Source organism: Streptomyces sp. SDr-06 (assembly GCF_003324565.1).
GTDB lineage: Bacteria > Actinomycetota > Actinomycetes > Streptomycetales > Streptomycetaceae > Streptomyces.
Genome location: NZ_QOLA01000001.1, coordinates 415,286 through 436,524, shown reverse-complemented (window position 1 = coordinate 436,524; position 21,239 = coordinate 415,286). Strand labels below are relative to the sequence as shown.

Genomic DNA, 21,239 nt, shown 5'->3' with positions numbered 1-21,239 from the left:
CGCATTCCTGCATCCGAAGGACGCCGGACGCGCGCGAGCCCCCGGCGCCCGGCAGCGCCGGACGACGGGGGCTCGACGGTGCGAGGAGCGCGGGTCAGGAGGCGGGCTCGGGGCCCTGCATGTGCTCGCTGATCCACTGGATGAGGCCGCCATTGGCCATGTTCGGCACGTACGTCTTGGCGTTGTGGTCGCCGCCCTGGATGATGCTGAGCTTCGTCTTGACCGGGCCCTTGGTGTACTTCTGCACGAAGTCCTCGATCTTCGGCTTGGCCTGGGCGTCGGAGCCCGCGGTGCCGACCTGGAAGGCGAGGTAGACGTCCGGGCCCTTCGTGTCGATCAGCTTCTGGGCGAGCAGCTTCGGGTTGTTCTCCGCCTTCTCCTTGTCGTGCCCGGCCCACAGGCGGGAGTCGGGGACGATGTCGGGGCCGGAGGCGATGACGGCCTTGAACTGGTTCGGCTTCTGCAGCACGCTCTTGAGGCCGGCGAAGCCGCCGGTGGAGGAGCCCATGAAGGCCCAGCCGTCACGCGACTTGATCGTACGGAAATTGGCCTTGATGAGGTCGGGGACGTCCTCGGTGAGCCAGGTGCCCATCTTCGGCTGGCCCGGGATGTCACTCGCGTCCCAGTACAGGCCGCCCGTGTCCGGCTTGGGGTTGAGGACCGGCATCGCGAGGATGAACGGGAGGCTCTTGCCCTCCTTGGACCACTGGGAGATGCTCGCCTCCAGCTTGAGGTCCGTGCCCATCCAGTAGTTGGTCGGGTAACCGGCGCCGCCGGGCAGCGCGACCATGACGGGGAAGCCGCTCTGGGCGTACTTCGGGTCCTTGTACTCCGGCGGGACCCAGACCCAGACCTTGCCCTTGAAGCCGGACTTCTTGCCCTCCAGGGTGGTCACGGCGATCTTGGTGTCGTTCTCGGGAACGGTGCCCGCCACCGTGAACTTCGCCTCCGGGCCGGTCGGCATGAGGACCTTGGAGTCGGCCGCCTTCCCCCCGCCGCCCGGCTTGTCGCCGCCGGCCCCGCCGTCCTGCCCGAAGCTGATCGCGTCACCCTTGTCGGAGAAGACGTCGAAGTAGTTCAGGACCGGCCACGCGATCAGGCCGAGCACGACGAGCGTGACCACGCCGAGTATCCAGCGCTTGGCGCGGCTGGCCCGGCGGTGGCCCTGAGACTGATAGGCCCCGTGGCGGGGGTGGGTCATTGCGATCGCTCCGGATGGTTCTGTGGCCCAAGGGCATGCCTGTTGGTTCACCAGACGTGATGGGCAGGAGTGACCAATGGGTTCCGGATTTGTCTTACAAATCTTGTGCAAGTGACAGATCCGTCATCGCCGGTCGCGGAACGTCCCCGCTCCGCGCGGCCCCGGCCACCCCCTGGTGTGCCCTCTCTTCAGGGTCGCAGACCGTGGCGCACCCAGACGTTGGGTTCGACGTAGCTCGCGCGATCGTGACGGGTGTCACAGTGCACCGGGACCAGGGCGGCAGGGACCTCGACCTCGCCGTCCCGGTCGAAGGGGAGGCGGGTCCAGTGGCGCCATTCGGCGAGCGTCCCGCTGACCGTCATGGACGCGGCGGCAGCCTTCTCGATGGTGCCGCCCGCCCGGACGTGGACCCGCAGCCATGGATCGGCGGGCAGCCCGTCCTCGTCCCTGACGTGACGCATGTAGGCCGACATGGGCAACCGCGGCTGGAGGTGCTTGGCCGTCGGCCGCACCGGCGCCACCAGCGCGTCCAGCCCTTGGCGGCGGGCCGCCTCGCGCATCGCCGCCAGCATGCGGGGGGACAGGCCGCGCCCGAGGCTGTCGCGGTCGATGGTGATCTCCAGCGCGCTCGCGACCGTCGCGGCCCGCCCGCGCCGCAGGTCGTCGAAGGCCCACGTCAGCACCTGGTCCCAGCCTCGGTCGGGCATCTCCTCCCGGCCCTCCAGCGTCGCGTTGAACGGGACGCTGAACCCCCGGGCGACCACCCGGTCCCCCTCCGTGGCCACCACGCAGTACTGCGGGAACTCCTCCGGAACCCGGCCGAGCAGGGCGTAGCCGACCAGGTCCCGGGCTATGAACTCGGGCCATGTGTCCTGGAGGTCGTAGATCCGGGCGGCCAGTTCCGGCCGCTCGGCGAGCGTGCTGATCTTGATGAGGTCGCTGTCCGTCACGAGCCGGACCCTGCCAGAATCCCCAGGTCAGCGCCACCTCTTCAAGAGGGGAGGAGGGGAGCGTCACCCGCGTACGCAGCGCACCCGCACCGTCACATCCAGGTGGCGCCCGGCCATGCCGGGGGACGCGGTCACCCCGAACGCGGTCCGGTCGACCCGGGCCGTGGCGCGGGCGGTGAACTCCCCGGCCGCCGCGGCGCACTCCTCGACGGACAGGTCCACCGGCCGGGCGACCCCGCACACCGTGAGCGTGCCGGGCAGCGTCGTCCCGTCCAGGCGGTCCGCGGTGAAGGCGATGAGCGGGTGGCGAGCGGCGTCCAGGAAGCGCGCCGAGCGCACGGCGGTGTCCCGTTGCCGGTTGCCCGTGCGGAAGCTCGCCGGGTCGATCTCGGCGCGGACAGCCGAGGTGCCGAGCGGTTCGGCGATGTCGACGGTCCCGGACCGGATCGCGAAACTGCCGCGCACCGGCAGGAGCCCGAAGACGTGGCGGGTCCTGAAGGAGAGGGTCGAGCCGTCCGGGTCGAGGATGTAGCGCCCTACGGCGGGCGCGGCCGCAAGCCTGTCGTGGTCGGTTTCCATGGATCGATTCCACCGCGGCGCGGGCGCCGCGCGACAGGGTGTCCGGTCGGTTCCTGGAGCGACGAAAGGAGGGCCGTGCCCGCCACCGTGCGACTTTCGTAGGGTGTGCCGGGCCGAACGTCTGCTTCCCGGCGACCTCCGCGCGGTCATGTCCTACCGTGAGCGACATGAGTGACGGACTCTGGCACCGTCGGCATCCGCTCGCCGTGGATGCGGGCATCGCCGTCTGCTTCGCCGTGGGCGACGGTGCGTTGACACTGGTCGGTGCCACCTGGTGGCCCGCGCGGCCCGGCGCCCTCGCCTGGGCCATGCTCGGGGTGCAGACGCTCGCCTGCCTCTCGGTGGTGGTCCGCAGGCGCGCTCCGCTGACGGGGGTGGCCCTCCTCGGCGCGTTCACGCTCGCCGTCACCCTGCTGATCTCGCCCCTGCACGCTCTGACCCCCGCCTCCCCGGAGAACGTCTGGGCGCCGTTCTCGACCGCGCTCGCGGCGTACGGCCCCCTCTTCCACGGGAGGAACCCCCGCAACCGGCGCCGGGCGCTGCTCGCGCTCGGCCTGTTGACCCTCGTCATCGCGCGGCCCTGGGAGCCGTCCGTCACCGTCATCACCGTCGGCCTGCTGCGGACGGCCGTCGGCCCTCTGCTCGCCCTGTACTTCGACGCCCGCAGGCGGCTGGTGTGCGCCCTGACCGAGCGTGCCGAGCGGGCGGAGCGCGAGCGGTACCTGCTCGCCGAGCGGGCCCGCACCGAGGAACGCGCCCGGCTGGCCGGGGAGATGCACGACGTGGTGACCCACCGCGTGAGCCTGATGGTGCTCCAGGCGGGCGCGCTGCGCGTCACCGCGTCCGACGAGCCGACCCGGAGGGCGGCGGAGGAGTTGCGCTCGGCCGGCTGCCAGGCGCTGGAGGAACTGCGCGATCTGATCGGCATCCTGCGCACGGCGCCGGAGGGGGACCGGACGCCGTCGTTGGACGGGTTCGCCGCGCTGGTCGCCGAGTCGACGACGGCGGGCGTACCGGCCGAACTCGTCGAGCGGGGCGACCGCTCGCTGGCCTCGCCGGTCGTGGGACGCACCGCGTACCGCGTGGTGCGCGAGGCGCTGACCAACGTCCACAAGCACGCCCCGGGCGCGCGCGTCACCGTGCGCGTCGAGTACGAGGAGACGCAGGTGCGGGTCGCCGTCCGCAACACCCGGCCGACCGGCCGGCCCAACAGCGAGCTGGCGCGCACCGGTTCGGGCCTGGGCATCGCGGGGCTCCGCCGCCGCATCGAGCTCGTGCACGGCAGCCTGCGGGCCGGGCCCGAACCGGACGGCGGCTTCTGCGTCGAGGCCGTGCTGCCCGCCTTCGTACCGACAGCGGAATCGGTGGGGTGAGACCTGTGGTGCGCGTGGTCGTGGTGGACGACGAGCCGATGGTGTGCGGATTCCTCCGCACGATCCTCGGCTCCGCCGACGACATCGAGGTCGTGGCCGAGGCGCACGACGGGGCGGCGGGCATCGAGGCGGTGCTGCGCCACCGGCCCGACGTCGTCCTGATGGATCTGCGCATGCCGGGCATGGACGGGATCACGGCCATCGAGCGGCTGGCCCGGCGCGCCGACGCGCCGCCGATCGTGGTGCTCACGACCTTCGACGCCGACCAGTACGTGCTGCGCGCCCTGCGCGCCGGGGCGCTGGGATTCCTGGTGAAGTCCACCCCGCCGGAGGATCTCATCGGGCTGGTCCGGGTGGCCGCCGAAGGGCACACCGTGCTGTCGCCCGCGGCGGCCCGGAGGCTGATCGCGGCCTCGACGGACGGCCTGACGGCCCGCGACCGGGCGCGCGAACGCGTCGCCCTGCTGACCGAGCGGGAGACAGAGGTGCTGGCGGGCCTGGGGGAGGGGCTGTCCAACGCGCGGATCGCGGCCCGCCTCCATCTGTCGGAGGCCACCGTCAAGGGCTATGTGTCGCGTACGCTCGACAAACTGGAATGCGCCAATCGCACCCAGGCGGGTCTGCTCGCCCACGAGGCGGGCCTGGTCGCGCCCCAGTAGCCTCTCCAACGCCCTTGACGCGTACGGAAGTTGACCCGTTCACGGATCCTGCCTGCGCAAGCGCGTTCCTCGCCGCCGGAGCCGCTCGGGCGCCCCGCTCCCGGACACGCCGTGGCAATGCCGGGCTCGGTGCGGACGGCGGCGGATGCTTGTTTCTGCTCGTTCGATGGGAGCCATTGACAGGTACGAGCATCAGTACTGCACTGGCGGGTGCCCTCCGGCAGGCTCGTGCCGGCGGGATCGGCACCTTCCCCTGCCCTCCTACGCATCCCGCCCGGGCCCCAACCCGCCGGGCCAGGAAGGAATCTGTCGTGCCGTCACTTCCCACGCGCCGCCGGAGACTCGCCGCTGTGGTCGCGGCCCTCCTGGCCGTCCCGCTGACCGCGGTCGGAGCCTCGGCCGTCCCGGCCCCCGCGCGGCCCGCGGCCCCGGCCCGGAGCGCGCCTTTGGCCGCCACTCCGCCGATGGGCTGGAACAACTGGGCGCACTACATGTGCGACATCAGCGAACAGACCGTCGTGCACAACGCCGACGCCCTGGTCTCCACGGGCCTCGCGGCCAAGGGCTACACCACCCTGACCGTGGACGACTGCTGGATGGCCAAGAGCCGCGACAGCGCGGGCGAACTCGTCGCGGACCCCGCACGGTTCCCGCACGGCATGGCCTGGCTCGGTTCGTATCTGCACGAGCGCGGTCTGCGCTTCGGCATCTACGAGGACGCGGGCTCCAGCACGTGCGGCGGCTACCCCGGCAGCGGGCAGCCCCAGGGAGGCGGCGCCGACCACTTCGCGCAGGACGCGGCCACCTTCGCCTCGTGGGGCGTGGACTACCTCAAGCTGGACGGCTGCAACCTGTACGTCGCCCCGGGGCAGACCAAGGAAGGCGCCTACCGGCAGGCGTACGACGCCGAGGCCGCGGCCCTGGCGGACGTCGGCCGGGACATCGTGTTCTCCGAATCGGCGCCCGCCTACTTCCAGAGCGGCGAATGGGGCAACCCGGGCTGGTTCTCGGTGCTCTCCTGGGTGGGCAAGGACGGCCAGCTCTGGCGCGAGGGCTATGACATCGCCACGTACGACCCGCACAAACCCGACGCGAGCCGCTGGGCGAGCGTGCTCACCAACTACGGCTACAACCGCTGGATCGGCCGCTACGCCGGGCCCGGCAACTGGAACGATCCCGACTTCGTGCTGGCCGGTGCCCCCGGCCTGACCGCCGACGAGTCGCGCAGCCAGGTGGCGCTCTGGTCGATGATGGCCGCCCCGCTGATCCTCTCCTCCGATGTGGCCGCCCTGAGCCCGGCCGGACTCGCGGCTCTCGGCAACACGGGTCTGGTCGCCATCGACCAGGACGGCCTCGGCCGGCAGGCCGGGGTGGTCGCCACCAACGGCACCACCGACGTCCTGGCCCGCCCGCTGGCCAACGGCGACCGGGCCGTGGCCGTGCTCAACCGGTCCTCGTCGGCGCGCAAGGTCACCACCAGCCTCGCCTCGATCGGCCTGCCGGGCTGCACGGTGCGCGCCAAGGACCTGTGGAGCGGCGCGGGTTCGACCACCTCCACCGCGCTGACCGCGACCGTCGCGGCCCACGGCACCGCGATCTGGCGGCTCACCCCGGGCAGCGGCTGCGGCGAGGCCGTGCCCACCGGGCAGATCACCGGCAACGGGGCCAAGTGCGTGGACGTGTCCAACAGCGGCACCGCCGACGGCACGCCGGTGGTCCTCTACGCGTGCACGGGGAACGCCAATCAGCGCTGGACGCTGTCCGGTGACGACACCGTACGGGCGCTCGGCAAGTGCCTGACCGCGAGCGGCGCCTCGGCCGGAAGCGCGGCCACCTTGTCGGCCTGCACCGGTGGCGACGCCCAGCGGTGGACCACCGACCAGGACGGCACGCTGGTCAACGCCGCGTCGGGGCTCTGCCTCGATGTGTACGGGGGCGGCACGGCGAGCGGCACCAAGCTCGACACCTGGACCTGCGGCGACCACCAGGCCAATCAGGCGTGGTCGCTGCCCGTGTGACGCCGTATGCCGTCAGACCGCGCGGGCGAGTTCTTGTCGCACGCTGATCGCGTCGAGGCGGATCGTGACCGCCGCGGTGTCCTCGGCGCGCAGCGACCGGAGCTTCGCCCGGTCCGCGGCCACGCTCACGTCGACGCGGAACGCGACGACATAGAGGTGTCCCGCGGTCTCCTCGTCCTGGAGCGCGAAGAGGAGGTCGTAGAAGTAGTGGGTGCCTTCCGCGGCGTCCTCGAAGGTGAGGTGCGCCGCCCCTTCCTGCTCGCCGAGACCGAGGAACACCTCGGTCAGCGCGGCCTCGGCCTTGGCCCAGAACGCCGGGTTCTCGAACGGCTCGACCAGGGCCTGGCGCACCGCCTGCCGGAGCGTGAGGACCATGACCTGGACCGGAGCGGTCTCCTGGAGGCCGAAGCCGGGGATGATCTTCACGACGGAGCTGTTCGGCAGGCTCCGCGCCGCCGACCGTACGGCGGCGAAGTCGAACGCCCCGGCGGCGGCCGGCGCGAGGGCCTCCTGGAGCACCGCCTCGGCGGCCCGCACCTGGTCGAGGGTGTCCGGACCGACTTCGACGACCGTCCTGAACGCGGCCCTTGTGCTGATGGCCCGGTCAACCATGGCTGCTCCCGCGGAGGTTGGATGTGATCACTTGCCGACGCGCCAGTATGCACAAGCGGTCGCGGAGTGGGAGAGCGGTCTCACATTCCGTACGCGCAGGGGCATGGGAGCGCCCACGGTCGACCAAGAGTGACCGAACGTGACCGAAAGCACCGCGCTGACCTGCGAGTACCACGGAAAGTGAGGCCCGTCACTTCGGGTGATTTTTTCGGCATGTTCCCCGCATGCCGGGGCAGGGGCGGTGATGGCCCTGTCCCAGCACCCATCGGAGGATCCGAACCATGCCCGAGCTCTTCATCGACGGCCAGTGGAACGCCGCCGTCGACGGGCGGACCCGGGAGATCCGGTGTCCCGCCGACGGCACCCTGGTCGCCACCGTCGACGAGGCGGGTCCCAAGGACACCGCCGCCGCCATCGCCGCGGCCCGTACCGCCTTCGACCACGGCCCGTGGCCGAGGACGGCACCGGCCGAGCGCGGGGCGCTCCTGCTGCGCGTCGCGGACCTGCTCGTGCGCGACAAGGAGGCGCTCGCCCGGGCCGAGTCCCTGGACACCGGCAAGCGGCTCGTCGAGTCCCGTTACGACATGGACGACATCGCGAACTGCTTCCGCTACTTCGCGACCCTCGTCGCCTCCGAGAGCGCCGGGCGCGTCGTCGAGACCGGCAACCCGGTCGTCGACAGCCGGGTCGTCCAGGAGCCGATCGGCGTCTGCGGGCTGATCACGCCGTGGAACTACCCGCTGCTCCAGACCGCCTGGAAGGTCGCCCCGGCGATCGGGGCGGGCAACACCTTCGTCCTGAAGCCGAGCGAGCTGACCCCGCACACGGCCATCCACCTCATGAAGCTCCTCGACGAGGCGGGACTTCCGGCCGGCGTCGCCAACCTGGTGCTCGGCGCGGGCCCCGAGGCGGGCGCGCCGCTCGCCGAGCACCCTGACGTCGACCTCGTCTCCTTCACCGGCGGGCTCGTGACCGGCCGCCGCATCATGGCCGCCGCCGCGCCCACCGTGAAGAAGGTCGCGCTCGAACTCGGCGGCAAGAACCCCAACATCGTCTTCGCCGACGCGGCCCGGGACGAGGCGAGCTTCGACGCGGCCGTGGACAACGCGCTGACCGCCGTGTTCCTGCACTCCGGCCAGGTCTGCTCGGCCGGCACCCGGCTCCTGGTCGAGGACGCGCTGCACGACCGGTTCGTGAACGAACTCGTGCGCCGCGCCCGGCTCATCCGGCTCGGCGGCCCCTTCGACGAGCGGGTCGAGACGGGCCCGCTGATCTCGGCCGCCCACCGCGACAAGGTCGAGGCGTACGTCGCCGCCGGGCTCGCCGAGGGCGCCGTGCTGCGCTGCGGCGGCGAGCGGCCCAACTCGCCCCAGCTGGAAGGCGGTTACTACTACCCGCCGACCATCCTGGACGAGTGCCGGGCCGGTATGAGCGTGGTGCGGGACGAGTCCTTCGGGCCGGTGCTGACCGTCGAGCGCTTCGCCGACGAGGAGGAGGCCGTACGCCTGGCCAACGACACGGTCTACGGCCTGGCCGGCGCGGTGTGGACCACCGACGAGGCGAGGGCCCGCCGCGTCGCGGCCGCGCTGCGGCTCGGCACCGTGTGGATCAACGACTTCCACCCGTACGTCCCGCAGGCCGAATGGGGCGGCTACAAGCAGTCCGGCACGGGACGCGAACTCGGACCCGCGGGCCTGGCCGAGTACCAGGAGACCAAGCACATCTGGCGCAACACGGCCCCCGAACCCCAGCGGTGGTTCGAGAGCTGAGCCGCTGACCTCCTGACCGGCCGCTCCCCGCGGACGGCCGGTCACCGCCCCGTGCCCCTCCTGAATCCCTGCCTACTTGGAGTCTGGTCATGAGCATGACACAGGATGATGCCGAGCTCCGGGAGTTCGGCTACAGACCCGAACTGAAACGCACCCTCGGGAACTTCCACACCTTCGCCGCCGGCATCAGCTACATCTCGATCCTCACCGGCACCTTCCAGCTGTTCTACTTCGGCTTCGGCTTCGGCGGCCCCGCCTACTGGTGGTCCTGGCCGCTGGTCTTCGTCGGTCAGCTGATGGTCGCGCTGTGCTTCGCCGAACTGGCCGCCAAGTACCCGGTCGCGGGCTCGGTCTACAACTGGGCGAAGAAGCTCGGCGGCCCGCACGTGGGCTGGCTGGCCGGCTGGATGATGCTGATCGCCTCGATCGTGTCGATCGCCGCGGTGGCGCTCGCCTACCAGGCGACCCTGCCGCAGATCTCCAAGGTGTTCCAGATCGTCGGCGACGGCACCGGCACCTACGACGTCGCCACCAACGCCGTGATCCTCGCCGCGGTGCTGATCCTGTTCACCACCCTGGTCAACGCGTTCGGCGTGAAGCTGATGGCCCGCATCAACACGGCGGGCGTCTTCCTCGAACTGGTCGCCACCGTCGTCCTGATCGTGCTGTTCGCCGTCCACGTGGTGCGCGGCCCCTCCGTCGTCCTCGACACCCACGGCCACGGCAGCGGCGGCAGCTTCGGCTACATGGGCGCCTTCCTCACAGCGGCGCTCGCCTCCGCCTATGTGATGTACGGCTTCGACACGGCCGCCTCCCTCGGCGAGGAGTCCGTCGACCCCTCCCGCAACGCCCCCCGCGCGATCCTGCGGGCCCTGCTCGCCTCGTTCGTGCTGGGCGGTCTGATCCTGATCCTCGCGCTGATGAGCGTCAGCAGCCTCGACGGCAAGGGCATCACCACCGACGGCCTCCAGTACGTGGTGCTCGACGTGCTCGGCGACACCGGCGGCAAGCTGATGCTCTGGTGCGTCCTGATCGCGGTCACCGTGTGCGCGCTCGCCGTGCACACCGCCGCCATCCGCCTTGCCTTCGCGATGTCCCGGGACAACAACCTGCCCGCCGCCTCGCTCATGGCCAAGGTCAGCCCGCGCTTCAAGACCCCCGTGCTGCCCGCCGTCGTCATCGGCGTCCTGGCCCTGGTGATCCTCCTGGTGAACATCCGTCAGCCGCAGATCTTCTCGGTGGTCACCAGCATCGGCATCATCATGATCTACGTCGCCTATCTGCTCGTCACCACGCCCATGCTGATCGCGCGGCTGCGCGGCAAGTGGACCCCGGCCGACGACGGCAAGTTCTCGCTCGGCCGCTGGGGCCTGCCGGTGAACATCCTCGGCGTGCTGTGGGGCGGCGCCATGACCCTCAACCTGGCCTGGCCGCGCGCCGAGGTCTACAACGCCACCGCGCCCTACCACTGGTACCTGCGCTGGGGCGCCTTCCTCTTCGTCGGAGCCGTCCTGCTCGGCGGCTTCGCCTACTACTGGTTCGTCCAGCGCCACAAGACCGGCGTTCTCGCGAGCCATGCCGCATCGGAAACCGAAAGTGAGTCGCAGATCCATGCCCACACAGCACACTGAATCCCCCGTCCGCACCGAGGAGTTCGACTACGTCGTGGTCGGCGGCGGCACGGCGGGCAACGTGGTCGCGGCCCGGCTCAGCGAGGACCCCTCGGTGACGGTGTGCGTCCTGGAGGCAGGACCCTCCGACGTCGGCGACGACAACGTCCTCAAGCTCGACCGCTGGATGGGCCTGCTCGAGTCCGGGTACGACTGGGACTACCCGGTCGAGCCGCAGACCCACGGCAACAGCTTCATGCGGCACGCCCGCGCCAAGGTGCTCGGCGGATGCTCCTCGCACAACTCCTGCATCGCCTTCTGGGCGCCTGCCGAGGACCTCAACGCCTGGGAGGCGGCGGGCTGTTCGGGCTGGGGTGCGGCCGACATCTTCCCGCTCTACCAGCGTCTGGAGACCAACGACGCACCGGGCGACCACCACGGCCGCAGCGGCCCGGTGAAGATACGCAACGTCAAGTCGTCCGACCCGTGCGGCGCCGCCCTGCTGGAGGCCTGCGCCCAACAGGGCATCCCCACCACGCAGTTCAACGACGGCAAGACCGTGATCCGGGGCGCCAACTGGTTCCAGATCAACTCCGACGAGAACAACATCCGCCAGTCGTCCTCGGTGGCCTACCTCCACCCCGTGATGGACCAGCGGCCCAACCTCGTGGTCCGCACCGGGGTGCGCGCCAAGAAGCTGATCATCGACGGGAACCGGCGCTGCACCGGCGCCGAGTACCTCGACCCGGACCTCATCCACACCCGCACGGTCACCGCGCGGCGCGAGGTCATCGTGTCCTGCGGCTCGATCGACACCCCCAAGCTGCTCATGCTGTCGGGCATCGGCCCGGCCGCGCACCTGCGCGAGGTGGGTGTGGACGTCCTGGTGGACGCCCCCGGCGTCGGCGAGAACCTCCAGGACCACCCCGAGGGCGTCATCATGTGGGAGGCCAAGCAGCCCATGACGACGGCGTCCACCCAGTGGTGGGAGATCGGCATCTTCGCCGACACCGAGCCCGGCCTGGAACGCCCCGACCTGATGTTCCACTACGGCCAGGTGCCGTTCGACATGAACACCGCGCGCTACGGCTACCCGACCACCGAGAACGCCTTCTGCCTCACCCCCAACGTGACGCAGGCCAAGTCGCGCGGCACCGTGCGGCTGCGCACCCGCGACTACCGCGACAAGCCGATGGTCGACCCCCGCTACTTCACGCACGAGCACGACGAGCGGGTCATGACGTACGGCCTGAAGCTGGCGCGCGAGATCGCGGCGCAGCCCGCCCTGAGCGGCTGGGCGGGTGCCGAGCTCGCGCCGGGCCCGGACGTGCGCACCGACGACGAGCTGCTCGACTACATCCGCAAGACCCACAACACCGTCTACCACCCGGCCTCCACGGTGAAGATGGGTGCCGACGACGACGCCATGGCGCCGGTCGACGCCCGCCTGCGGGTCAAGGGCATCGACGGGCTGCGGGTGTGCGACGGCTCGATCATGCCGGAGCTCGTCACTGTCAACCCGTGCATCACCACCATGGCGATCGGAGAGAAGTGCGCCGACCTCCTGAAGGCCGACGCGCGCTGACCCCCGCCGACCGGTTCCGGACCCCGCACGGGGCCCGGAACCGGGCCTAGGCCGGAGGGAGCAGCGGGCCGCAGTCCCACTGCTGGAAGATGAGCCGGGTCTCCACCCGCGCGACCTCCGGCCGTGAGGTGAACTCGTCCAGGACGAGCCGCTGGAGATCGGCAGTGTCCGCGACGGTCACATGCACCAGATAGTCGTCGGGCCCGGTCAGATGGAACAGCGACCGGGATTCCGGCAGCGCCCTGACCCGCTCGACGAACGGACCGATCAGATCGCGCCGGTGCGGGCGCACCTGCACGGAAAGCAGCGCCTGGAGCCCCCGGCCCACTTTGGCCGGATCCACCCGCAGCTGATAGCCCAGGATCACCCCGGTCCGGCGCAGCCGGGCCACACGGTCCAGGCAGGTGGAGGGCGCGACACCGACCTCGGCGGCGAGATCGCGGTAGGTCGTGCGGGCATCGTTCTGCAGAAGGCGCAGAATGTGCAGATCCACCGGGTCCAGTACGACGGATTCGGCCATGGCCCGAACGTAACACGGGGTACGGCTCCCGGGGCCCGGCACCTGTTCACAGTGGACGCATGGACGCCGACACCACGCATGTGGACGCCAGAGCCGTGGACACCCTCGCCGTGCACGCGGGCCGCGAAGACCTCGCCGCTCTCGGTCTGCACGCCCCGCCGATCGATCTGTCGACCACCTACCCCTCGTACGACAGCAGGGCCGAAGCCGCCCGCGTCGACGCCTTCGCCGCCACCGGCGAGGAACCCGAGGGGCCGCCGGTCTACGGCCGGCTCGGCAATCCGACCGTGGCCCGCTTCGAGGCGGCCCTGGCCCGCCTGGAGGACACCGAGGCGGCCGTCGCCTTCGCCAGCGGCATGGCGGCCCTGTCCGCGGTCCTGCTCGCCCAGCACGCCACGGGCCTGCGCCACGTCGTAGCCGTCCGCCCCCTCTACGGATGCAGCGACCATCTGCTGACCGCCGGGCTCCTCGGCAGTGAGGTCACCTGGGCCGACCCGGAGGGCGTCGCCGACGCGATCCGTCCGGACACGGCGCTGGTCATGGTGGAGAGCCCGGCCAACCCGACCCTCGCCGAGGTGGACCTCAAGGCGCTCGCCGGGGCCTGCGGCACGGTGCCGCTGCTCGTCGACAACACCTTCGCCACCCCGGTGCTCCAGCGCCCCGCGCACAGCGGCGCCCGCCTGGTGCTGCACAGCGCGACCAAGTACCTGGGCGGCCACGGGGACGTGCTCGGCGGAGTCGTCGCGTGCGACGAGGCCTTCGCCCGGCGGCTGCGCCAGATCCGCTTCGCCACCGGCGGCGTGCTGCACCCGCTCGCGGGCTACCTGCTGCTGCGCGGACTCGCGACGCTGCCGGTCCGGGTGCGTGCGGCCTCCGCGACCGCGGCCGGACTCGCCGCACGCCTGGCCGCGGACCCGCGCGTGCTGCGCGTCCACTACCCGAAGGTGGGCGGCGCCATGGTGGCCTTCGAGACGCTCACCGACCCGCACGACGTGATCGCCCGGGTCCGCCTGATCACCCCGGCCGTCAGCCTCGGCAGCGTCGACAGCCTCATCCAGCACCCGGCCTCGATCAGCCATCGCATCGTGCCGGAGGACGACCGTGCCTCGGCCGGTGTCAGCGAGCGGCTGCTGCGCATGTCGGTCGGCCTGGAGGACGCCGAGGACCTGTGGCGGGACCTGGACCAGGCACTGGGCGGGCCGGCCTCGGCCCGGCCCGCGCGCCGGGACTTCGACGCGGCCGCGGTGGCCGGGGAGGTCCGGTTCGCCGAGGCGTGAACGGGGAGCGGGGGCGGGGGACTATCGGGACGTCTTGTTCCGGGTGAACTCGTCCTTGCCGAATCCGGCCCAACTGACCTCCAGGGTGGAGCCGTTGAGCCTGGCCGCCCCCTTCGTGCGCGCGGTGTTGCCGTCCGGGCACTTCAGATGCAGCGTCGCCGTGCCGGCGGCGCTGCTCGTCGTTCCGTTGCAGAGGTGCTCGCCGAGCACGGAGGCGTTCTTGCCCTTGATGACGAGGGCTACGGGCTTGCCCTGGGTGACGGCCACCCAGTCGCCGTCGATTCCGCCGGACGCGGGCCCGGACGCGGCCGGGGTGCCCTTTCCCTTGCCCTGAGCGGGAGTTGAGGCGGACGGCGCGCCGCTGGTCGCGGGCGCCTTGGCCGACGGCTTGTCCGAGGCCTTGTCCGACGCCCGGTCCGTGCCGCCACTGCTGCACCCCGAGATGAGGAGGGCGGCGGCGAGCCCCACGGAGACGAGGCCGGTGGTACGCGACAACCTGTGCACTGCTGATCGTCCCCTTGCGACGCTTTTTCCGGACGCGTCAAGCTACCAGCCACCCGCCTCGCGCACCCGGACTTCTTCTCCACCTGAACTCTTGACGGGTCCACGGGGGCCTCATAACTTCACACCTTGAAGAAAGCCGTGAGCCCCTCGCGTCACTGAAGACGCCCTCCACTCCCTCGTAACTCCTCCCGTACACCCCCCCACTTACCCCGTGCATCACGCGGTACAGGAGAGACGTATGAGAACGACCCCCACCTCCCCGCGCGCCCCGCGCCGCGGCACCCCTCCCACCCCACTGCTCGCTCTGGGCGCCCTGCTCGCCTCCCTCGTCTCGGCGACGGCGCTCGCCCCCGCGGCGCGGGCCGCCACCTTGCCCACGGGGTGGGTCACCGTGGCGGCCCGGCACAGCGGCAAGTGCGTGGACGCGGCCGCCGGCCACACCACCGACGGCACGGCGGTCCAGCAGTACGCCTGCAACGCGACCACCGCACAGCAGTGGCAGTTCCAGCCGACGGGAGACGGCTATGTGCGCGTGAACAACCGCAACGACCCGAGCAAGGCATGGGACGTCACGGACGTCTCCACCGCCGATGCCGCGCCCGTCCAGCTGTGGTCGTACGGCGGTGGCGCCAACCAGCAGTGGCTGCCGGTCCAAGAGACGGGCGGCACCTACCACTTCGTCAACCGCAACAGCGGCAAGTGCCTCGATGTGCCGGGTGCCTCCACGGCCGACGGCGCCCGCGTCCAGCAGTACGCCTGCAACGGCACGGCGGCCCAGTCCTTCAGCCTGGACGCGGCCGCTGGGCCCCAACCCCCGGCCGGAACACCGGACTTCGGACCGAACGTCACCGTCTTCGACCCCTCGATGTCCGCGTCGTCCATCCAGTCCCGGCTCAACCAGGTCTTCGCCCAGCAGGAGAAGAACCAGTTCGGCGCCCAGCGCTACGCCCTGCTCTTCAAGCCGGGCACCTACAGCGCCGACGCCAACGTCGGCTTCTACACCCAGGTCGCCGGGCTCGGCCTCTCCCCGGACGACGTCACCATCAACGGGGCCGTCCACGCCGAAGCCGACTGGTTCCAGGGCAACGCGACGCAGAACTTCTGGCGCTCCGCCGAGAACCTCTCCGTCAACCCCACCGGCGGCAGCGACCGTTGGGCCGTCTCACAAGCGGCCCCCTACCGCCGCATGCACGTACGCGGTGACCTCCAGCTCGACGACGGAGGATGGTCCAGCGGCGGCTTCATCGCCGACTCGAAGATCGACGGACAGGTGCGCTCCGGCTCGCAGCAGCAGTGGCTCTCGCGCAACACCCAGTGGGGGAGCTGGAGCGGCGCCAACTGGAACATGGTGTTCGTCGGCGACGTCAACGCCCCCGCCAACACCTTCCCCCACCCGCCCTACACCACGGTCGCCCAGTCACCGGTGACCCGCGAGAAGCCCTTCCTGTACGTGGACGGCGCGGGCGCCTACCAGGTGTTCGTCCCGGCCACGCGCACCAACACCGAGGGCACGACCTGGTCGGGCGGCAGCCGGCCGGGCAGTTCCCTCGGGATCGACTCCTTCTTCGTCGTGAAGCCGGGCGCCACCGCCGCCGACATCAACCAGGCACTCGCGCACGGCAAGAACCTGCTGTTCACACCCGGCGTCTACCACCTCGACCAGACCCTGAACGTCACCCGGGCGGACACCGTGGTGCTCGGCCTCGGACTCGCCACCCTCGTCCCGGACAACGGCATCACCGCGATGGACGTGGCAGACGTCGACGGTGTGAACATCGCCGGTCTCCTCATCGACGCGGGTCCCGTCAACTCGCAGACGCTGATGCGGGTGGGCCGGTCCGGGGCGTCCGCCCGGCACAGCGCCGACCCCATCTCGCTGCACGACGTGTTCTTCCGTGTCGGCGGAGCCGGTGTCGGCAGGGCCACCCAGAGCCTCGTCGTCAACAGTTCCGACGTCATCGGCGACCACATGTGGCTGTGGCGCGCCGACCACGGCAGCGGCGTCGGCTGGACCAGCAACACCGCCGCCAACGGGCTGGTCGTCAACGGCACGGACGTCACGATGTACGGCCTGTTCGTCGAGCACTACCAGCAGCACCAGGTCATCTGGAACGGAAACGGCGGACGCACCTACTTCTTCCAGAACGAGATGCCCTACGACCCGCCCGGCCAGGCGGCCTGGATGAACGGCTCGACGCGCGGCTACGACGCGTACAAGGTCGCCGACGGTGTGACCAGCCACGAGGCCTGGGGTCTTGGCAGCTACTGCTACTTCAGCGCCGACCCGTCGGTGGTGGCCGACCGGGCCTTCGAGGCGCCCACCGCCCCCGGGGTCCGCTTCCACGACATGGTGACGGTCTCCCTCGGAGGCACCGGCACCATCAGTCATGTCATCAACAACAGCGGAGGCCCCTCCAACTCCGCGAGCAATGTGGCCAACCTCGTGTCCGGGCCGTAAGGAGCCGGTCAGTCGTCGAGGGTGATCCGGACGGCCACCGTTCCGCTCGTGCCGCGCCGCAGCCGGCTGCCGAGCAGGGTGAGCCGTCCGAGGATCCCGTACTTGCGGCGCAGCAGCGCCCGGCAGGCGTCGGTGGCGGCGGCATCGCAGATCACCGCCGTGGCCGGGTGCTGTTCGCCGGTGGGGTTGCCGCGCACGTCGCAGGGGCCGGCCAGCACCTCGGGCCGGTTGCGGATGCGCTTGACCTTCCCGGAGTCGGCCACCGTCCAGATCAGCAGGGCGTCGCTGTCACGCACCACCCACACCGGCGTGGCGACGCCCGTGCCGTCCTTCTTGTAGGTGGTGACGAGCAGGTACTTACCGGCGCCGAGCCGGTCCAGTGTGTCGGCCTTCATGGCGCCGTCCTCGGGGTGCTTGAAGCGGGTGGGAGCCCTTTGTAGCAGGTGGGCGCCGACGACGTCAGGACCGTGCCACCGGGGCGCCGCCTTGGCGGTTCGTGTCCTGAAGGCGGCTTGACGCCTGCGCACCCCCGCGAAAGACGGCCCCGGCGCGACGCGCGCTGTCACGATGGGAAGGCGAGCCTTTGCGGTGACAGAGGCATCCCGTGACGACAGGAGCGGACCGTTGTCGACCAGCCCGGGTCAACCGATCGACCCCATGGACCCCTTCACCCCCTCCCCGCTGAACCAACTCCTTTACGGCCATGTGTACTCGGCGTCCGTCCGGGCGGTGGCCGTGCACCGCATCCCCGACCTCCTGGCCGACGGTCCCCGCACGGCCGGGGAACTCGCCGCGAGCGCCGGTCTGCACGCGACGTCGCTGCGGCGCGTCCTGCGCGTGCTCGCGATGCACGGGCTCTTCACGCTGGACGACAAGGGCGCCTTCGCGCTGACCGAGGCGGGTGAGCAACTGCGGACGGACGTGCCCGGCTCGCAGCACCCGATGGCCCTGTTGACCACGGACGAGATGTTCCGACGGGCCGCCACCGGAATCACGGACACGCTGCGGACCGGGACGACGTCCTTCGAAGTCGCCTACGGTGTCCCGTTCTTCACCCATCTCGCCGCTTCGCCCGCCGACCGGGAGCTGTTCGACGAGGGCATGGCCTCCCTCTCGGGGCGGGGCGCCGAGCTCCTCGCGGAGAGCTACGCGTTTCCCGGCAGCGGGACCGTCGTCGACGTGGGCGGTGGCCGGGGCGGGTTCCTGCGGGCGGTGCTCGGCCGTGAACCCGCCCTGACCGGTGTGCTCTTCGACCAGCCGGAGACCGTGGCCGACCATCTGCTCGACGTGCCGGAGGTCCGCGGCCGCTGGAGTGTCGCGGGCGGCGACTTCTTCTCGGAGGTACCGGCCGGCGGTGACCTCTACCTGCTCAAGCACATCCTGCACGACTGGAACGACGAGGACTGCCTGCGCATCCTGGGCGCGGTCCGCAGGGCCGCGGGCCCGGGCAAGCGCCTCCTGGTGATCGACGCCGTGCTGCCCGACAACGGCGCCCCACATCCCGCCGTGGAGCTGGACATCATCATGTTGATGCTGGTGAAGGGGCGGGAGCGGACGGCCCCTGAGTTCGAGGACCTGCTCGCCCGCTCGGGATTCAGGCTCAACCGCGTCCTGCCCACCCCGTCGCTGCCCTCGATCATCGAGGCGGAAGCGGTGTGAAACGGCCCGGACGAGCGCCGGGCCCCCGGATGCTCACAGCCAGAGGGCCAGGTTGCGCACGTACACGGCGACGACGGCCGCCACCGCCAGGATGATCAGCCAGGACAGGAGGCCGGTGTGGCGACTGCCTCGCACCGGCTTCCTCGTCCGCCCGGCCGCCTTCGCCTTCTTCGCTCTGCCGGATCTTCGCCGCTCCTGACGAGGAGCGGGACCCGCGGCGGTGTCGGCGAGCAGCCTCCGGCAGACGGTGGCGAGTTCGGCGGTGCCAAGGGCGAGGCTCGCCACCGCTTCCGAGCGGGCCGGGGCGGTGGTTCCGCCGTCGAGGATCCGGCCCGCGCGGATCAGCACCTGGTCCCGGCCGCCGGTGGGGGAGAGGCTGATCCAGCGCTCGACATGGGCCCCGCGGATGACGACGCTGCCCGAGCGTTCGCGGTACAGGGTGTGCTCCCGCCACAGCAGCATCCCCAACTCGCCTGCCGTGTCCCGTAGTTGTGCGCTCACACGTCCCCCGTGGTCCCCGAACATTCGAACAGACATGGGACTCTAGCGGCAGCGGCACGGGTCCGCGAACCGGCCCCGTCTCACCGGGCCGGTTCGACTTCGAGGTAGTGGTGGCGCCGTGGCCCGCGGTATTCGAGCGCCACCCACCCCAGCGGCCGCAGCGCGGCGGCGCACCGCCGGAGCGCCTCGTTCGCCGCGTACTCGGCGCCGCTGCCGGGCGGCCCCAGCCATTCGACCCGTACGGCGGCCGCCTGGTCGCCGGCGCTGACCCGATAGCCGGTCGCGCACCGCTCGCCCTGGGGCCCGACGGCGGACGGTTCGATGCCGGCCGCCTCCAGGGTGAGCGCGACCGCCCGCACCGGCTGGAGCCGCTCCCACTGCGCCGGGCCCGTGGCGTCGAGGACCCGGCGGATGTGCAGCAGCCCCTCGAAGGCGGTGCGCACGGCGGCTTCGCGGTCCGCGCCGACGGCCTCGGGCCCGTCCCCGGTGGCGGGCTCGAACGGCCCCGTCGCCTGGTCCCCGGTCATCGCCCACCTCCCTGAGGGGCTAGCATGCTGGCCGCATGCGCACGGTGTCGAGCCGGGGTCACCGGCCGCCGGAGACCCTCAGGACCGCGCCGGTGGTGTACGAGGCGTCGGGGGAGAGCAGCCACGCCACGGCGGCGGCGACCTCCGGAGCCTGTCCGGGGCGGCCGAGCGGAATGGCGCCGGCCATCCTGGCCGGACGCTCGGGGTCGCCCATCGTGGCGTGCATCTCGGTGTCGATGATGCCGGGCGCGACCGCGTTGACCCGGATGCCGTCCTGGCCGAGCTCCTTGGACAGGCCGATGGTGAGCGCGTCGACGGCCGCCTTGGAGGCGGCGTAGTGGACGTAGTCGCCGGGGCCGCCGAGCGTGGCCGCCGCCGAGGAGATGTTGACGATGGCGCCACCACCGTGCGCGGCCATGTCGCGGGCGGCCCGGCGGCAGCAGAGCAGCGGGCCGACGAGGTTCACGTCGATCACGCGGCGCAGGTCCCCGGTGCGGGAGTCGGCGAGCGGACCGAGCGGACCGGTGACACCCGCGTTGTTGACCAGGCCGGTCACCGGACCAAGTTCGGCGGCGGCCGTGTCGAACAGCCGCTCCACGTCGGCCTCCTGGGACGTGTCGGCCCGCACGGTCACACAGCGCACGCCCGCCGACCGGGCGGCCTCGGCCACATCCTCGGCGGCCGCGCTGTTGCTGACGTATCCGACAGCGAGATCGTGCCCGTCGCCCGCCAGCCGGGCGCAGATCGCCGCCCCGATTCCCCGACTGCCGCCTGTGACGATGGTGACCGGACGTGACACGTGCTGCCTCCCGCGCTTGCTGGTTGGTGCGTCTTACGACACGCCAAGTCCTACCGCACGCGCGACGGATCCCCGAGAGCGGGTCACGGGTGCGCGGGGGCCGGCCGGGCCGGGCACCGCGCTCACCCCTCGGCGCAGGCGGCCTCGTCGGAGGGTGCCGGCGACGTCCCCGCGGCGTCGAGGCCCTCGGTCAGGGTGGCCAGCAGGGTGCGCAGGGTGTGGAAGTCCTCCGGGGGGAGGTTGACGGCCCGCGCGATGTGGTGCGGAACGGCCAGCGCGCGCTCGCGCAGCGCCGTGCCCTGGTCCGTGAGGCGGACGGTGACGGACCGCTCGTCCGCGCGGCTGCGGTGGCGCTCGACGAAGCCCGCCGATTCGAGGCGCTTGAGCAGCGGCGACAGCGTCCCCGAGTCGAGCCGCAGGCGCTCGCCGATGGCCTTGACGGGCAGCTCACCGTGCTCCCAGAGCGTCAGCATCACGAGGTACTGCGGATACGTGAGCCCGAGGTCCTTGAGCAGGGTGCGGTAGACCCCGTTGAAGGCGCGCGAGGCCGCGTGCAGCGAGAAGCAGAGCTGGAGGTCGAGCCGCAGATAGTCCTCGTCGTGCGGGCGGGCGGGGGGCGTGGTCTCCATGGGTCCAGG

General features: G+C 71.5%; 20 protein-coding genes. 9 read left to right on the top strand and 11 right to left on the bottom strand.

Translation table 11 applies throughout. The features are described from left to right. Positions 1-94: 94 nt before the first annotated feature. From DT019_RS01965 to DT019_RS01955, 3 genes are all read right to left on the bottom strand, one after another. The gene (locus DT019_RS01965; RefSeq protein ID WP_114034788.1) at positions 95-1,201 is read right to left on the bottom strand and encodes an alpha/beta hydrolase; all 1,107 of its coding nucleotides are present in this window, start codon (positions 1,199-1,201) and stop codon (positions 95-97) included. A gap of 188 nt (positions 1,202-1,389) precedes the next feature. Then, positions 1,390-2,151, bottom strand: a complete 762-nt coding sequence (locus tag DT019_RS01960) for an N-acetyltransferase (protein ID WP_114034787.1) — start codon at positions 2,149-2,151, stop codon at positions 1,390-1,392. 63 nt (positions 2,152-2,214) lie between these two features. After that, complete coding sequence (locus DT019_RS01955) at positions 2,215-2,730, bottom strand: YceI family protein (RefSeq protein WP_114034786.1); 516 nt, start codon at positions 2,728-2,730, stop codon at positions 2,215-2,217. A gap of 167 nt (positions 2,731-2,897) precedes the next feature. Here DT019_RS01955 and DT019_RS01950 point away from each other — a divergent pair, with 167 nt between their 5' ends. The 3 genes from DT019_RS01950 (at position 2,898) to DT019_RS01940 (ending at position 6,780) form a co-directional block, all read left to right on the top strand. After that, positions 2,898-4,103 carry a sensor histidine kinase gene (locus tag DT019_RS01950; RefSeq protein WP_114034785.1) on the top strand — a complete coding sequence of 402 codons (1,206 nt, stop codon included), beginning with the start codon at positions 2,898-2,900 and terminating at the stop codon, positions 4,101-4,103. Positions 4,104-4,108: 5 nt separating this feature from the next. Next, positions 4,109-4,762 carry a response regulator gene (locus DT019_RS01945; RefSeq protein WP_114034784.1) on the top strand — a complete coding sequence of 218 codons (654 nt, stop codon included), beginning with the start codon at positions 4,109-4,111 and terminating at the stop codon, positions 4,760-4,762. A gap of 311 nt (positions 4,763-5,073) precedes the next feature. After that, positions 5,074-6,780 carry a ricin-type beta-trefoil lectin domain protein gene (locus tag DT019_RS01940; protein WP_223279265.1) on the top strand — a complete coding sequence of 569 codons (1,707 nt, stop codon included), beginning with the start codon at positions 5,074-5,076 and terminating at the stop codon, positions 6,778-6,780. A gap of 12 nt (positions 6,781-6,792) precedes the next feature. Here DT019_RS01940 and DT019_RS01935 read toward each other — a convergent pair whose 3' ends face one another. Continuing rightward, entirely contained in the window at positions 6,793-7,392 is a 600-nt protein-coding gene (locus tag DT019_RS01935) for a Type-2Aa cytolytic delta-endotoxin (RefSeq protein WP_114034782.1), read from the bottom strand. 281 nt (positions 7,393-7,673) lie between these two features. On the opposite strand from DT019_RS01935, the gene DT019_RS01930 reads away from it, so the two are divergent. From DT019_RS01930 to DT019_RS01920, 3 genes are all read left to right on the top strand, one after another. Further along, a complete protein-coding gene (locus DT019_RS01930) occupies positions 7,674-9,161 on the top strand; it encodes an aldehyde dehydrogenase family protein (RefSeq protein ID WP_114034781.1) in 1,488 nt (495 codons plus the stop codon). Between the two features lie 89 nt (positions 9,162-9,250). Continuing rightward, positions 9,251-10,792, top strand: a complete 1,542-nt coding sequence (locus DT019_RS01925; protein ID WP_114034780.1) for an APC family permease — start codon at positions 9,251-9,253, stop codon at positions 10,790-10,792. Beyond that, positions 10,773-12,356 carry a GMC family oxidoreductase gene (locus DT019_RS01920; RefSeq protein ID WP_114034779.1) on the top strand — a complete coding sequence of 528 codons (1,584 nt, stop codon included), beginning with the start codon at positions 10,773-10,775 and terminating at the stop codon, positions 12,354-12,356. Before DT019_RS01925 ends, DT019_RS01920 begins: the two co-directional genes overlap by 20 nt. A 46-nt stretch (positions 12,357-12,402) precedes the next feature. Here the strand turns inward: DT019_RS01920 and DT019_RS01915 are convergent, their stop codons facing one another. After that, on the bottom strand, positions 12,403-12,876 hold the full coding sequence (locus DT019_RS01915) for an Lrp/AsnC family transcriptional regulator (RefSeq protein ID WP_114034778.1): 474 nt from the start codon (positions 12,874-12,876) through the stop codon (positions 12,403-12,405). A gap of 59 nt (positions 12,877-12,935) precedes the next feature. Here DT019_RS01915 and DT019_RS01910 point away from each other — a divergent pair, with 59 nt between their 5' ends. Continuing rightward, entirely contained in the window at positions 12,936-14,153 is a 1,218-nt protein-coding gene (locus DT019_RS01910) for a trans-sulfuration enzyme family protein (protein ID WP_114034777.1), read from the top strand. Positions 14,154-14,174: 21 nt separating this feature from the next. Here the strand turns inward: DT019_RS01910 and DT019_RS01905 are convergent, their stop codons facing one another. Then, positions 14,175-14,657 carry a hypothetical protein gene (locus DT019_RS01905; protein WP_114034776.1) on the bottom strand — a complete coding sequence of 161 codons (483 nt, stop codon included), beginning with the start codon at positions 14,655-14,657 and terminating at the stop codon, positions 14,175-14,177. 238 nt (positions 14,658-14,895) lie between these two features. Between DT019_RS01905 and DT019_RS01900 the strand changes: the two genes are divergently transcribed. Beyond that, complete coding sequence (locus tag DT019_RS01900; RefSeq protein ID WP_114034775.1) at positions 14,896-17,115, top strand: RICIN domain-containing protein; 2,220 nt, start codon at positions 14,896-14,898, stop codon at positions 17,113-17,115. 8 nt (positions 17,116-17,123) lie between these two features. Here the strand turns inward: DT019_RS01900 and DT019_RS01895 are convergent, their stop codons facing one another. Next, entirely contained in the window at positions 17,124-17,510 is a 387-nt protein-coding gene (locus DT019_RS01895; protein WP_114034774.1) for a PPOX class F420-dependent oxidoreductase, read from the bottom strand. 229 nt (positions 17,511-17,739) lie between these two features. Between DT019_RS01895 and DT019_RS01890 the strand changes: the two genes are divergently transcribed. Next, entirely contained in the window at positions 17,740-18,774 is a 1,035-nt protein-coding gene (locus tag DT019_RS01890; protein ID WP_223279264.1) for a methyltransferase, read from the top strand. 33 nt (positions 18,775-18,807) lie between these two features. Here the strand turns inward: DT019_RS01890 and DT019_RS01885 are convergent, their stop codons facing one another. From DT019_RS01885 to DT019_RS01870, 4 genes are all read right to left on the bottom strand, one after another. Then, entirely contained in the window at positions 18,808-19,275 is a 468-nt protein-coding gene (locus DT019_RS01885; protein WP_223279263.1) for a hypothetical protein, read from the bottom strand. 80 nt (positions 19,276-19,355) lie between these two features. After that, positions 19,356-19,802 (bottom strand): hypothetical protein, encoded by a 447-nt coding sequence (locus DT019_RS01880; RefSeq protein WP_114034772.1) that lies wholly within the window; start codon positions 19,800-19,802, stop codon positions 19,356-19,358. 58 nt (positions 19,803-19,860) lie between these two features. Continuing rightward, positions 19,861-20,601 (bottom strand): SDR family NAD(P)-dependent oxidoreductase, encoded by a 741-nt coding sequence (locus DT019_RS01875; protein WP_114034771.1) that lies wholly within the window; start codon positions 20,599-20,601, stop codon positions 19,861-19,863. A 122-nt stretch (positions 20,602-20,723) separates the two neighbouring features. Then, entirely contained in the window at positions 20,724-21,230 is a 507-nt protein-coding gene (locus DT019_RS01870) for a MarR family winged helix-turn-helix transcriptional regulator (protein WP_114034770.1), read from the bottom strand. Between the last annotated feature and the right edge of the window lie 9 nt (positions 21,231-21,239).